General features: G+C 36.7%; 17 protein-coding genes. All 17 read left to right on the top strand.

Going from position 1 to position 12512, the window contains the following annotated elements; translation table 11 throughout:
* Positions 1–58 precede the first annotated feature (58 nt).
* The 17 genes from CZ487_RS23575 to CZ487_RS23495 all read left to right on the top strand — a co-directional run bounded on the left by CZ487_RS23575 (position 59) and on the right by CZ487_RS23495 (position 12481).
* Positions 59–496 carry a YaaR family protein gene (locus tag CZ487_RS23575; RefSeq protein WP_077214816.1) on the top strand — a complete coding sequence of 146 codons (438 nt, stop codon included), beginning with the start codon at positions 59–61 and terminating at the stop codon, positions 494–496.
* A 196-nt stretch (positions 497–692) separates the two neighbouring features.
* Positions 693–950: a flagellar biosynthesis anti-sigma factor FlgM gene (gene flgM / locus CZ487_RS23570; protein ID WP_077214815.1), complete on the top strand. Its 258-nt coding sequence runs from the start codon at positions 693–695 to the stop codon at positions 948–950.
* A gap of 23 nt (positions 951–973) precedes the next feature.
* Positions 974–1468, top strand: coding sequence for a flagellar protein FlgN (locus CZ487_RS23565; protein ID WP_077214814.1), 495 nt, complete (start codon positions 974–976; stop codon positions 1466–1468).
* Between the two features lie 15 nt (positions 1469–1483).
* On the top strand, positions 1484–3073 hold the full coding sequence (gene flgK, locus CZ487_RS23560) for a flagellar hook-associated protein FlgK (RefSeq protein ID WP_077214813.1): 1590 nt from the start codon (positions 1484–1486) through the stop codon (positions 3071–3073).
* Between the two features lie 19 nt (positions 3074–3092).
* On the top strand, positions 3093–4874 hold the full coding sequence (flgL, locus tag CZ487_RS23555; RefSeq protein ID WP_077214812.1) for a flagellar hook-associated protein FlgL: 1782 nt from the start codon (positions 3093–3095) through the stop codon (positions 4872–4874).
* 72 nt (positions 4875–4946) lie between these two features.
* Positions 4947–5528 (top strand): DUF6470 family protein, encoded by a 582-nt coding sequence (locus CZ487_RS23550; protein WP_077214811.1) that lies wholly within the window; start codon positions 4947–4949, stop codon positions 5526–5528.
* Positions 5529–5546: 18 nt separating this feature from the next.
* Complete coding sequence (fliW, locus tag CZ487_RS23545) at positions 5547–5996, top strand: flagellar assembly protein FliW (protein WP_077214810.1); 450 nt, start codon at positions 5547–5549, stop codon at positions 5994–5996.
* 1 nt (position 5997) lies between these two features.
* Complete coding sequence (gene csrA / locus CZ487_RS23540; RefSeq protein WP_077214809.1) at positions 5998–6240, top strand: carbon storage regulator CsrA; 243 nt, start codon at positions 5998–6000, stop codon at positions 6238–6240.
* Positions 6241–6370: 130 nt separating this feature from the next.
* Entirely contained in the window at positions 6371–8113 is a 1743-nt protein-coding gene (locus CZ487_RS28205) for a flagellin N-terminal helical domain-containing protein (protein WP_077214808.1), read from the top strand.
* 91 nt (positions 8114–8204) lie between these two features.
* Positions 8205–8483, top strand: a complete 279-nt coding sequence (locus tag CZ487_RS23530) for a hypothetical protein (protein WP_077214807.1) — start codon at positions 8205–8207, stop codon at positions 8481–8483.
* A 21-nt stretch (positions 8484–8504) separates the two neighbouring features.
* Entirely contained in the window at positions 8505–8873 is a 369-nt protein-coding gene (locus CZ487_RS23525; protein ID WP_077214806.1) for a DUF8042 domain-containing protein, read from the top strand.
* A gap of 30 nt (positions 8874–8903) precedes the next feature.
* Positions 8904–9104: a YjfB family protein gene (locus CZ487_RS23520; protein ID WP_077214805.1), complete on the top strand. Its 201-nt coding sequence runs from the start codon at positions 8904–8906 to the stop codon at positions 9102–9104.
* Between the two features lie 385 nt (positions 9105–9489).
* Positions 9490–9900, top strand: a complete 411-nt coding sequence (locus tag CZ487_RS23515; protein WP_237562930.1) for a JAB domain-containing protein — start codon at positions 9490–9492, stop codon at positions 9898–9900.
* 15 nt (positions 9901–9915) lie between these two features.
* Positions 9916–10182: a hypothetical protein gene (locus CZ487_RS23510; RefSeq protein ID WP_077214804.1), complete on the top strand. Its 267-nt coding sequence runs from the start codon at positions 9916–9918 to the stop codon at positions 10180–10182.
* Between the two features lie 248 nt (positions 10183–10430).
* Positions 10431–11306 carry a tyrosine-type recombinase/integrase gene (locus CZ487_RS23505; protein WP_077214803.1) on the top strand — a complete coding sequence of 292 codons (876 nt, stop codon included), beginning with the start codon at positions 10431–10433 and terminating at the stop codon, positions 11304–11306.
* Positions 11307–11413: 107 nt separating this feature from the next.
* Positions 11414–11656 (top strand): hypothetical protein, encoded by a 243-nt coding sequence (locus CZ487_RS23500; RefSeq protein ID WP_077214802.1) that lies wholly within the window; start codon positions 11414–11416, stop codon positions 11654–11656.
* A gap of 453 nt (positions 11657–12109) precedes the next feature.
* Positions 12110–12481 (top strand): flagellar protein FlaG, encoded by a 372-nt coding sequence (locus tag CZ487_RS23495; protein WP_077214801.1) that lies wholly within the window; start codon positions 12110–12112, stop codon positions 12479–12481.
* The last annotated feature ends 31 nt before the right edge of the window (positions 12482–12512 follow it).

Genomic DNA, 12512 nt, shown 5'->3' with positions numbered 1-12512 from the left:
TTCTTTTTTCTTTTCTATGGTAAAATAAATTTACACTTACCCAAAAGGTGGCATCAAAATGGACGTACGCAAGGTTGGTAAAGCTGGACTTGATAAAGTAAAAGCTAAGCAGAATATCCCAACGGAAAGCATTTCGTTTCAAGAAGTAATAGGGAAGAATCGTCAATCAATGGTTCATGAGAAATTAACGAAGCTTGTCAGTGAAATCGAGCAGCAAGGGAAGAAGCTTTCCGAAAATCAAACCGTTGATGAACTTAGAAAATATAAAAAAATGGTCAAACAATTTATGGATGAAGCCGTTCAAAACGGATTGAGACTAGAAGAACAAAGAGGCTTTAACCGCCGCGGCCGAACGAAGATCTATAAAATAGTAAAAGAAGTCGACAGGGCACTCGTTGATTTAACCAATACGGTACTAGATAAAGAAAAAAATAGCCTAGATATTTTAGGCAAGGTTGGCGAAATTAAAGGGATGCTTATTAATATATATACGTAAAACAAAAAGTAATAAAATAATAGCAGATCAATTATAAGAGCATGGTATTCATAATATACTCATGCTGTTTTTGTTTGGAATAAACATTTTTTTCTTTACTTATTTATTTTTTAACCGATATAAAAAATAAATAAGACGAGAAATTGATAAATCGCGCACACTAGATCGTAATAGACGTACAAAGAGGTGAAACTGGGTGAAAATTAATCATATTGGTCGAATGAATATCAATCCTTATAATAAACAGATGGAGAAGGTAGATAAACTTCAATCTGAACCGAAACGAGATAAACTTGAAATTTCTTCTGAAGCGATAGAATTACAAAAAGGAAATTCATTAGAATTAGAACGCGAAGAAAAAGTTGAGAAGTTAAGAGACAAAATTCAATCTGGTGAATATGAAATCAATCCAAAAGAAGTAGCAAAAAAAATGTATGAGTTTTGGAATAATTGATGATTCCAAGGGAGGGCTGAACATTGTCTGCTCAGAGTATCATTCAAACACTACAAAAGCTAACAGCCCTATACAAAAGTGTAAATGTGTTAGCCAAACATAAAACAGAAATGATTAAAACGGGAAATATACAAGAATTAAACGCGGTCATAGCGGATGAAAAAAAACATATATTAGCCCTGCAAAAAATAGAAAAGGACCTACTAAAGAAGGCTAAGGATTACTTAATCCAACTAGGAGTAGAAACCAACTCGATTACACTTTCTCTTTGTATAGAACAATCCCCTAAGACTGATCGCATTTCTATGGAAAAGATAAAGGTAGATTTAGAAAAAGAAATTAAAACGCTAAAACAAAAAAATGAGTTAAATCAGCAGTTGCTTGAGCAATCATTACAATTTGTAAATCTTTCTTTAGATTTGCTCTCACCGAATATGGATTCGTTTAATTATGATCGTCCGAATACTGTACAGGAATACAGCGATGATAAACGCTCAATTTTTGATTCAAAGGCATAAAATGGAGGAATTTCAATGGTATCAACATTTCATGGGTTAGAAGTGGCAAAAAGAGGGATGTACGCTCAACAAACGGCCCTCTCTACAGTTGGCCATAATGTTGCAAATGCCAATACACCAGGATATACGAGACAACGGGTGGATTTTCAGACAACGACACCGTTTCCAACACCTAGTTTGAATCGTCCGCAAATTCCTGGGCAATTAGGGACAGGTGTGGAAGCAGGGGCAATCGAAAGGGTACGAGACAGCTTTATTGATAGTCAGTATCGTGGAGAAAATAATAAACTCGGATACTGGGAAACAAAAAGTCAAGCATTAAGTTCATTAGAGGTAATTATGAACGAACCAACAGAACAAGGATTGGCGAATACATTAGATGAATTTTGGCAATCATTACAAAATTTATCCGTATCTCCGCAAGATTCTGGGACACGTTCAGTTGTTAGGCAAAGTGGGCAGTCTGTGGCAGAGACATTCAATTATCTCTCTAATAGTTTGTCAGCGGTTCGAGAAGATTATCGTGCAGAAATAGATGTGACACAAAAGTCTGTTAATACTATTATTGGACAAATTAATGAAATTAATCAGCAAATTGCGGCAACAGAAGTTCATGGTTATCTTCCGAATGACTTATATGATCAAAGAGATCTGTTAGTAGATGATCTTTCTTCTTATGTCAATATCATTGTGAAACCGCAGGATTCAGGAGGATTATCGGTGCCTTCTGCTGTAGGAAAATACGATATTTATCTTGCTGACCAAAATGGAATCATTATGAAAGATGGCTCAGGAAATGATTTGCTTTTGGTAAATAGTAGGGATGATAAAGTAAGTGGAATTCAGATTGACTATGATGCTAACTCTGTTAAAGGAGTTAAACTAGTCGAAATGGAAGCAGATGGACAGTTCATGGCTAACGAAGTAAACATTGATGTTGAAACCTATCTGGGCAATGCAAATGGAAGTTTACGAGCGTATATAGAAGCTTATGGTTATCAAACTGGAGGAACTGAAAAAGGAATCTATACGGATATGATTAGTAACTTGGATGCAATGGCAACTACATTTGCAAAGAAGTTTAATGAAATCCATCAAGCTGGTTGGAGTCTATCCGAATTGAAAAATGGGGTAAAGGAAAGTAAGACTTTTTTTGACTTAAGTGACCCAGCCTCCATTGGTGCATCTAAAGCGATAAGCTTGCATCGAGATATTATAAGTTCAGTAGATAATATTGCAGCATCAGGTGAGCAAGGAGGAGAGTCTTACTCTGGAAGCGGAGCTAACGCGTTAGCACTCGCTAATTTAAAAGATGAGATGTTAAACTATGCGGGCACTGATACAAGTGTAACAAGTTTTTATCAGTCCCTTATTGGCGACATGGGTGTACAAGCTCTTCAGGCAAATCAAATGACAGATAATACCAACATTTTAAGAGATTCCGTTCTGACAAGAAGAGAATCCGTGTCATCTGTATCCCTGGATGAAGAAATGGTCAATATGATTCAATATCAACATGCATATAATGCAGCCGCAAGACAGATCACGATGGTTGATGAAATGCTGGATCGCATTATTAATGGTATGGGTGTCGGCGGAAGATAAAGCAGGTAGGTGAAAATACATGAGAGTTACTCAAGGTATGTTAGCACGAAACAATCTGAGCTATATTAGTAATAACTATAAACAATATTCCGAAATTCTAGACCAAATTAATTCTGGGAAAAAAATTACCCGTCCTTCGCAAGATCCTGTTGTAGCCATTAAAGGAATGGCCTATCGTTCACAAGTAACAGAAACAGAGCAGTTTCAACGTAATTTAAATGAAGTCACAAGCTGGATGGATAATACAGATGCAGCTTTGGACGAGACAACACAAGTATTGATGCGGATTAAAGAATTAACGATACAAGCATCAAATGAAACGTACACCTCAAGTCAGCGGCAAGGAATTGCAGAAGAAGTAAAGCAACTTCAAGGGCATTTAGAAACTCTTGGGAATACGTTAGTAAACAACAAATTTATTTTTAATGGAACAAATATAAGTCAGAAGCCTATTGATATAAAAGATATTAAAAAAAGTATTTCGGATTTTATCTCTAGTGACGCTAGCAACGGATCTGAATTTCATATTCGTTATGAAAGCAACCTGTATACATTTGAGTATGAATCAAAGGATGACTATGTATTTAAAAATGGAGATATAGAGCTTGCTATAAATAAAAAGAGATCGGATATAACATTAAGTACAGGAGAAAGTGTATCGCCAGAAAAAATTGTGATGTCTAATAAAAATCTATCTGATATCGATCCGGGAAAAGAAAATGAATTTGCCGTTTATTATGAGGGCGAGCTCTACAAGGCTTATGAAGAAAGTGGCGAGGTGATCTATAAAAATGGGGATGGCGGTCAACTTACCATTGACCGAACGAGTACACTACCTTTGATGAAGGATGGTGCTGGAACAGAAGTAGAGGAATCAAATCTGAGCATTATTACCACTACCGATCTATCTAGTATCACTCAAGGAAAAGGTTCTGAATATATTCTTCATTTTCAAGACGAACAGTATGTATTTGATCGTGAACAAGATGGTCAATTTGTCTTTAAAAATGGGAATAAACAAATCACAGTGGATAATGACTCAGAACCACTGACGGTTACATACACTCCAGGTAGTCCAGATGATCCTCCAGTGCCAGATGACTTAATCGGAAACATCGTTGTTTCTCGAGTCATTTTTTCAGACTTGATTCCAAGCGGCAGATCTGAATTTGTGATTAGTTATCAAAACAAACAATATTCTTTTGATCGTGCGGATGAATTTGGAGGAAACGAGTTTTTTGTGTTTAAGAACGGGGATCAGGAACTCAAAATTGAGTTCGACAGTAACAAACAGCCAACTATCACATTGGATGAGAATCTCGATGAATCGAAAACTTTAGAACAAGCAGATATCGTTATTTCCCCAAAAGATGCGATCTCAAGCAATGAACAGGACTTTGAAATTGAAGTGATGAAAGGCATTAATATAAGTGTAAATATTCGTCCGCAAAATGTCTTTCCCTCTCAGTTGTTTAAAGACATATCTGACCTAGCGAAGGTACTTGAAGTCCCAAGCAATAGTGGAAGTGATGTTAATGCGTTTCTAAGTAAAATAGAGGGGCATATTGATAATGTGGTGAATGAACGATCAGATCTTGGAGCCAGATATAATCGCGTCGAGTTAATTGCAGATAGGCTCAGTAGACAAGATGTAATTGCAAAACAAACATTGTCTGAAAATGAAGATGTGGATTTTGAAGAAGTGATCACAAACCTTAAAATACAAGAAATGATCCAACAAGCAGCTCTTGCGGTAGGAGCACGGATTATTCAACCGACTTTAATGGACTTCTTGCGTTAATCGTTTTCCGGGCTATCTTCTTGGTAAGATAGCTATTTTTCTATCACCTATTATGTGGAAGGGGATGAATGGATGCAACTTCCTAGTATCCAAATTTCGACAACGACGGCTCAATTAGCAGTAAAAAGCGAACTGCCAACGATTAAAATGCGCCAGCCAATGGCAGATATGACGATAAAACAACCACAAGCGGATATTCAATATATTCAAAAGGATGCCAAGCTTCATATCGACCAATCCGAAGCATTCGCAGAAGCTGGCTTAAAGCCGGTCAGCCGTGTGATACAAGAATGGGCGGAGAAAGGAAAACAAAAAGCACTGCAAGCAACGGCGAGAATGGCAAGACAAGGAGATATGATGATGGATCTTGCGAAGGGTGGGAAAAATATGATTCCACAAATCGCCAAGCAAAATAGCCAAGACCCTGTACGTGATTTTAATATTGGCTTTGTTCCATCATCCGCTTCCAGTGTGAAAATAAACTATATCCCAGGTGAATTCCATGTAAAAGTCAACCAAAATAGCCCAGAAATTAATATCATACCGAATCAACCGCAGATTAATATCCATTTAGGATCAACGGAAATTTATCTGAAGCAAAAATCATCTATTTCCTTTTCAATTGTCGGTGCCAATATTGATTACAAGAAATAAGAAAGAACAGGTGAAACGATGATTATTAAAACGAAGTATCATGGTGAAAAAGAAATTAATCCTGAACATATTATTACATTTGAGCAGGGGATTCCAAGCTTTGAAGACGAGAAAAAGTATATCGTGTTAGAGCTCGGTGAAGACTCAACTCTTTTCGTCCTACAATCGGTTACAACCCCAGAATTAGCCTTCCTTGTCGCCGATCCGTTCAGCTTTTTCCCAACTTATCAATTTGCCTTGCCAGATAGTGTTATAGAAGCGCTTAAGATTGGCAACAAAGAAGATATCGCCACTTTCGGGATTTTAACTGTAAAAGAACCATTTGAACAAACAACGATTAACCTACAAGGTCCCATTATTATCAACAGCAAAGAAAAACGTGGAAAACAGATTGTTGTTAGTGAAGGAAACTATCATACAAAGCATCCTCTTTTTCAACAAAAATCCTCCATCGGAGAGGAGCGGTAATATGCTTGTGTTAACAAGAAAACTCAATGAAGCCATTCGTATCGGTGATGATATTGAAATAAAAATTCTTGCCATCGATGGTGAACAAATCAAAATTGGCATCGATGCACCAAAGAGCATTGATATTCACCGGAAAGAAGTATACCTCGCCATTCAACAAGAAAACAAAATCGCAGCACAAACACCGTTATCATTCTTAGAAAGTTTCTCAAAACAAGTAAAAAATATGAAGAAAAACAGTTAAATTCTCTCAAATCTTGTCGATATAAAGAATGTAAAATAAAATAAGCGTGCTAGACGGCCGCTAGCAGCTTATTTTATCACACAAAACCACAAGGACGTGGGACAACAAACATTTCAAGGAGGAAACAAAAATGATTATTAACCACAATATTTCTGCGTTGAACAACTATCGTCAGATGGGAATCAACAACAATGCCAATGCAAAATCAATGGAGAAATTATCTTCAGGTCTTCGTATTAACAAAGCTGGGGATGACGCTGCAGGTCTAGCAATCTCTGAAAAAATGCGTGCACAAGTACGTGGTTTAGACCAAGCAAGCCGTAACTCTCAAGATGCAATTTCTTTAATTCAAACAACTGAAGGTGCTCTTCAAGAATCACACAACATCTTGCAACGTATGCGTGAGCTAGCTACACAAGCAGCGAACGATACTAACGTAGCTGTTGACCGTAACGAAATTCAAAAAGAGATGAACCAATTAACTTCTGAAATCAACCGTATTGGTAATACAACTGAGTTTAATACGAAAAAATTATTGAATGGTGATTTATCTGATAGCAAAACTGTAGTAAAGGCTGATAATGGTGCTAATGCGGTTAACTTTGCAATTGGAACACAATGGAATGGGTTATCAGGTGACGAGCAACCAACAATAAAAGGTGGAACTTCTGGTACTGCAAATAAGATTGATATCTCAGGTTCTGTAGGTTCATTTGATTGGGCTAAAATGGATGCAGCAGAAGCTAATACTGTAAAGGTAACTAGAGATGGAGATTCATTTACTGTAGATATTGCTGCAGTAGATTCAGATGGCGACACACTTGCTGTTAACGCTGATAAAATGGCATATGATGAGGGAACTGATACGTACTCATATAAAGCGAACGGTCTAGACTTTAAAATCAGTGGAGCTGAACTTGGAAAGTGGACTGACGGTGCAGATATATCTATTAACCTCTCTGCATATGATACAGATGGTACAAAAAGTGAGTTTGATATTACAGGTGCCACTGTTGCTACAAAGTCTGATTTCACTAGTAATACTTTAAAGGCTGCTGGAGGAACACATGGTAGTTTTGGTGCAGGTATTACAGTAGATAATACAGATGATGGATACATCGAAGGTCTTACTAAAGTGAAAGTTGAAGGTTCTGGACTAGATGCTGCTGGTGGTAGCTATACAGTTACTTTAATGGATAAAGACGATAATGTATTAGCTACTGAAACTGTAACTAACGATACTGCTGCTACTACATCCATTGCTTATGATCAACATGGTATTAGTTTTACCTTCACAGCAAATGATACTGCTTCATTTGAAATTACGAAAGACTTAAAATATACAGAAACAAAGGAATCAGATGCTAGCTCTTTAAACTTCCAAATTGGTGCAAACCAAAATCAATCATTAAATTTAAGTGTCTCCGATATGCGCTCTGAAGCATTAGGAATTAGTAGCAGTAGTGCTAATGAATTAACATTTGTTAATCGTGATGGACAAGAAGAGACAGTTAAGTTAACTTCTGGAAAAGATGTTACTGATGGAACAAACGCTAAAGGATCTGAAAAAGCGTTAGATATTTCTACTCATGAAAATGCATCAAAAGCTATTACAGTTATCAATAATGCAATTGAAAAAGTTTCTGGTGAGCGTTCTAAACTTGGTGCTACTCAAAACCGTTTAGAGCACACTATCTCTAACTTAAACAATGCATCTGAAAACTTAACAGCCGCTGAATCTCGTATCCGTGACGTAGATATGGCGAAAGAGGTAATGGAAATGACTCGTGCAAACATCCTTGCACAAGCATCTCAATCAATGCTTGCACAAGCAAACCAAAAACCTCAATCAGTACTACAATTATTAGGATAATCCTAATTAACAATTATAAAGGAGGCTCTAGCAATGCTGGGGTCTCTTTTTTCATAAGTAAATGTAAGGTAAGTATCGGTGGATGGAATATTTGAAGGTAATTAATATGGAATTGGAGCAAAATTACCATATAAATGTATACGTGACGTATGTTAAAAAGGAAATGAATATAAATGGTACAAATAGAGAAGCCTTCCTGATAAGCATTCCAGAATGGAAATGGTCTACTGAGATTGGAACTTCCCGTTTTAGCCAAGTTTATTGGTATGATAATTTAAAAGGAAACATTCAGGAATCTCTAGAAAGACTTGTAGACGTATTATCAGAACGATTGTCAAAAATAGACTTTAAGAGCATGTTTATTAATTAATATATGAAAGAGTGTGATAGAATGGAAAAACACATTGAAGTCATGAAACAATCATTAGAGCTGTCTGAAACGATCTTAGAAGGCTTACAACACATTCAAAAGCTTCTTAGTGAAGGGAAAAGTGAGCAGACAATATTCCTATTTGAAGATACACTTTTGGCTTATGAAACTATTTCAAAAGCGATCAATTTAGCTGTAACTGAGCTAAACAACGAAAGTATCTCTGCAAAGCAAGCGGAATTCAGCCAAGCAGCTGACCTAGTTGTCACGGCCTACGAAGAAAAGAACTACGCTAAAGTACAAGAGATTCTTCAATTTACGCTTGTTCCACAGTTCAAAAAGCTAAAAGAAGAACTAGAACAAGCATTCAATCCTTTCGTTGTTTCCTAATCAATATAATGACACGAAGGAGGTATCCCCATGGATATCGCATTACTTTCCATGGTACTAAGCCAAGGACAAGTCCAACAACAAGCATCCATGTCTGTCATGAAAACAGTCCTAGATCAAGCTAAAGAAGGCGCAGACGGACTAACAAAAATGATAGCATCAACTGATGTACAAGCACTTCAACAAGCCGCTCAACCACATTTAGGCGGAAACATTGATCTAAAAGGATAAGAAGGTAATTGGAGTAGCCGCAGATGAGGTTGCTCTTTTTCTATTTGGGACAAATGGGGAAAAGATGAACTAAGCCCCGAAAGCCCAACTATGAAAAGGTACTGCTTGCCGCATTCAATGACATTCCCCTAAAAACGAATTAAATGAAGATTCAGTTATATATTATAATCATAGAACGTGCGTTTATTAAATGAGCACTAGATGTTCAATAAATAAGCGAATCAAGCCTCTACTTCCATTGCGGGAGTAGGGGCTATTTCTATTTTAGGAGGAATGTGAAATGTCAAAGTATGATTCCAGTAAACAGTTACAATTGCCAGTAGTAGAGGGTGTGAAGGAAGAGAAGCAGAAACCAGCCAAGCGAGTGAACATTGTTTCACTCTAGATGGTAAGAGAGTCAAGCGTGCTGTACAAGAACCGCAGGATTAAGTCACCAGAAGATGCCTACCAACTACTCAAGCCTTTCTTAGTAGACTCTGATCGTGAACAGCTCGTGCTTCTAACCCTAGATACGAAAAACCAGCCAACTGCCATTCATACGTTCAGTGTAGGAACATTGAACTCTAGCCTAGTTCACCCTAGAGAAATCATGAAAGTTGCCGTACTTGCTAATTCAGCTTCCATAATAATCGCACATAACCATCCCAGCCAAGACCCAACTGAATCAAGAGAAGACGTGGAAGTAACTAGAAGAATAGATGAAGCAGGTAAAATACTAGGCATTGAATTATTGCTCGATCATTTGATCGTGTGTGAGGACAACTTTGTTTCTCTCAAAGAAAAAGGGCATCTGTGAAGGAGGAGAAAGGACATGAACGCAGCTACACAACTGTTTATGAACTACCTAGGACAAGAACATGATGTAGAAGCTAAGCCTAATGAAATCGCTTGGGAAGGCATCAAGATGTACCATGAAGAGATCGACCTGGACCTGTTTCCAAAAGAAATCCTGGAGATATTACCTGATCCACTCCTGCTCCTAACGGCTAGCTATCTAGACGAAGAGGGACAAGAGTGGATGTTTTGCATTCTACAGAGGTGTATTTCCCAACCAAATGGCTTCACGCATTGTGTTTGAAAGATGGGGAATTGATTGATGAGAATGTTTCACTTGATTATGGAGAGTAGAAGTAGCTCACGACAAAACTACAAGTAAACTCATGACAAAACTTTATCATCCGAGTAAGACTGCGTAAAACCTAGTCTTACCATGTAATGCTGCTAATTAAGCGATAGAAAATCTTACGACAGAAATTATAGTTCTATCGTTAAATAGTAGTCATATTGTCTAAAATTTACTATTCTAAAGAAAAAGGGGGAACAGTTATGGATGAAATCATTGAAGAGTATAGAGGCTGGCTAAAGGTTCAAGGGAAGTCAGTGGCGACGATCCAAACGTATGTACAAAATTTGAAGAAATTCTTTAAGTTCATCATGGACCATAGCCAGGTACAAGTTTCTTTTCCGTTACAGAGGGTATACGTTATTCGATATAAAGAGTGGCTGCTTCAGCAAAAGAAACAGTATTCCACTATTAATATTCAGTTATTGAGCATTTTATCCTTTAACAGTTTTTGTATCCATAATGGTTACATGAAAGAATGGGTTGTATATCGAAAGCAAGATTGTTTAAAGGATCTTCGAGAGAAACAAGTGAATGTCTTAACGGAAGAAGAGATTACAAGAATCCTTTTTTATATGAAAAGCGATAATCGCTTTAGATTGAGAAATGAATGCATTGTACTCGTTCTTTTATACACGGGAGTTCGTGTAACAGAGTGTATTAATATAAAATTGGATCATATTAATTGGGTTTATGGAGAGTTGACGGTCGTTGGCAAGGGAAAAAGAATTCGCAGCATTCCGCTTCGGACCGATGTACTTGAAATCCTTAAAGATTATGTTCGAAAAGATAGAATAGATCATCCTCATGCAAGTAGCCCTTATTTATTCCTCAGTCAACGTTCTCCACAACTTTCCCGTGATGCAGTTTGTGAAATCCTCAAAGGGTTGGGCAGAAAAGTAAATGTTCATCTCTATCCACATTTATTCCGTCATACTTTTTGTACAAGACTGTTAAAAAAGGGTGCCGATATTGAGCTAGTCAGTAAACTTGCAGGTCACTCCTCTGTTCAGACCACCATTCATTATTACATCAGTTATTCGGATGATGATAAACGTAATGCGTTAAATTTGTTATAAGAGATTAAACAGATTAACTTAAATCTTTAAAAATACTACTATTTTTAAAATATCTGTTATGTTACGATCAAGAATATTACGGTTGCGTAATCTAGGAGGCACTCTAAATGGATAAAGATCAACTAGAACAATTAAATTTTCTAGAGCAGCAGCTAAAATGGAGCAAGGAACAAGACCACTTTTTTGCAGTAATAGAAGAAAAGCTTTGGGAAATGAAGAAGATTGCCGAATATGCGGAGGCAAATAATTTATCTTTACAGGAATGTGAAGCTTTAAATAAACAGTTGAGCGAACTTAAAAATGAAATACGTTTACTGGAGAACAAGTTACATAGTGGAGATTTTCACTAGTTAGACAGGGGTAAGAATCATCGATATCAGGTTACTTTCCATGGCGCTTATCCAAGGATAGATTCAGCCACAAGCTTCTTTGTCAGTAATAAAAAAGCAATGGATCAGGCCGAAGGGAGTTCTGACCTGCTAACGAAAATGGCCGGGGAGTCAGAGAGAAAATGACTGCAGCATGCTGCGCAGCTATTTTTAGGGTGGAATATTGACATAAAAGGCTAAAGCATTCTTTCAGAGTAACATTTAAGTTGCTCTTTTTTACTTGTTTTTTGTTTACTTTTTGTCGGAATGCAATTTCTAATTTTATAATGGACGGTCGTATGTGTACTAAGTAATACATATATTCAATTACTAAAAAGTATTTTTTAAATTTTTAAAATCTATCAAAAACTATTGTTCAAATAATGGATATGATGTCGATATAAAGAGTAAAAGAAACTGAAAGGACGAACGGATATGGAGATTACGAAAAAACAACCTTTCGATTATCCATCTAGTTTTTCAATAAAAAAGACTGAACAAAATCTGCCGCTACAGAAGGAAACACCAACAGGAGAAGGTAAACAGCCCAATTCTGAGTTGAAACCTAATCAAGAGAATGTTGAAAAAGAGAAAGTTGTTGCTCAAATTGAAAGCATGAACACTGTTTTTGATGTAAATATGACATCATTAAAATTCAACTTGCATGAAGAAACAGAACGCTTTTATGTTGAAATTCAAGATCAAAAAACAAAAGAAGTTATTAAAGAAATTCCCACTAAGGAATTTCTTGATCTCATGGCGCGCATCACAGAATTTACGGGCATACTAATAGATAAAAAGATTTAATGAAAAAGAAGGATTTATTGTTCCTTCTTTT

This window comes from Robertmurraya dakarensis (assembly GCF_900156875.1).
GTDB lineage: Bacteria > Bacillota > Bacilli > Bacillales > Cytobacillaceae > Robertmurraya > Robertmurraya dakarensis.
Note: the sequence above shows the minus strand (reverse complement) of the source record. Positions and strands in the feature narration are given on the sequence as shown.

What these genes read in the sequence shown, in the direction of transcription:
- CZ487_RS23575 (WP_077214816.1), top strand. Translation starts at nt 59, where the DNA reads ATGGACGTACGCAAGGTTGGTAAAGCTGGACTTGATAAAGTAAAAGCT.
- flgK (WP_077214813.1), top strand. Translation starts at nt 1,484, where the DNA reads ATGGTATCAACATTTCATGGGTTAGAAGTGGCAAAAAGAGGGATGTAC.
- flgL (WP_077214812.1), top strand. Translation starts at nt 3,093, where the DNA reads ATGAGAGTTACTCAAGGTATGTTAGCACGAAACAATCTGAGCTATATT.
- CZ487_RS23550 (WP_077214811.1), top strand. Translation starts at nt 4,947, where the DNA reads ATGCAACTTCCTAGTATCCAAATTTCGACAACGACGGCTCAATTAGCA.
- fliW (WP_077214810.1), top strand. Translation starts at nt 5,547, where the DNA reads ATGATTATTAAAACGAAGTATCATGGTGAAAAAGAAATTAATCCTGAA.
- csrA (WP_077214809.1), top strand. Translation starts at nt 5,998, where the DNA reads ATGCTTGTGTTAACAAGAAAACTCAATGAAGCCATTCGTATCGGTGAT.
- CZ487_RS28205 (WP_077214808.1), top strand. Translation starts at nt 6,371, where the DNA reads ATGATTATTAACCACAATATTTCTGCGTTGAACAACTATCGTCAGATG.
- CZ487_RS23525 (WP_077214806.1), top strand. Translation starts at nt 8,505, where the DNA reads ATGGAAAAACACATTGAAGTCATGAAACAATCATTAGAGCTGTCTGAA.
- CZ487_RS23520 (WP_077214805.1), top strand. Translation starts at nt 8,904, where the DNA reads ATGGATATCGCATTACTTTCCATGGTACTAAGCCAAGGACAAGTCCAA.
- CZ487_RS23515 (WP_237562930.1), top strand. Translation starts at nt 9,490, where the DNA reads ATGGTAAGAGAGTCAAGCGTGCTGTACAAGAACCGCAGGATTAAGTCA.
- CZ487_RS23510 (WP_077214804.1), top strand. Translation starts at nt 9,916, where the DNA reads ATGAACGCAGCTACACAACTGTTTATGAACTACCTAGGACAAGAACAT.
- CZ487_RS23505 (WP_077214803.1), top strand. Translation starts at nt 10,431, where the DNA reads ATGGATGAAATCATTGAAGAGTATAGAGGCTGGCTAAAGGTTCAAGGG.
- CZ487_RS23500 (WP_077214802.1), top strand. Translation starts at nt 11,414, where the DNA reads ATGGATAAAGATCAACTAGAACAATTAAATTTTCTAGAGCAGCAGCTA.
- CZ487_RS23495 (WP_077214801.1), top strand. Translation starts at nt 12,110, where the DNA reads ATGGAGATTACGAAAAAACAACCTTTCGATTATCCATCTAGTTTTTCA.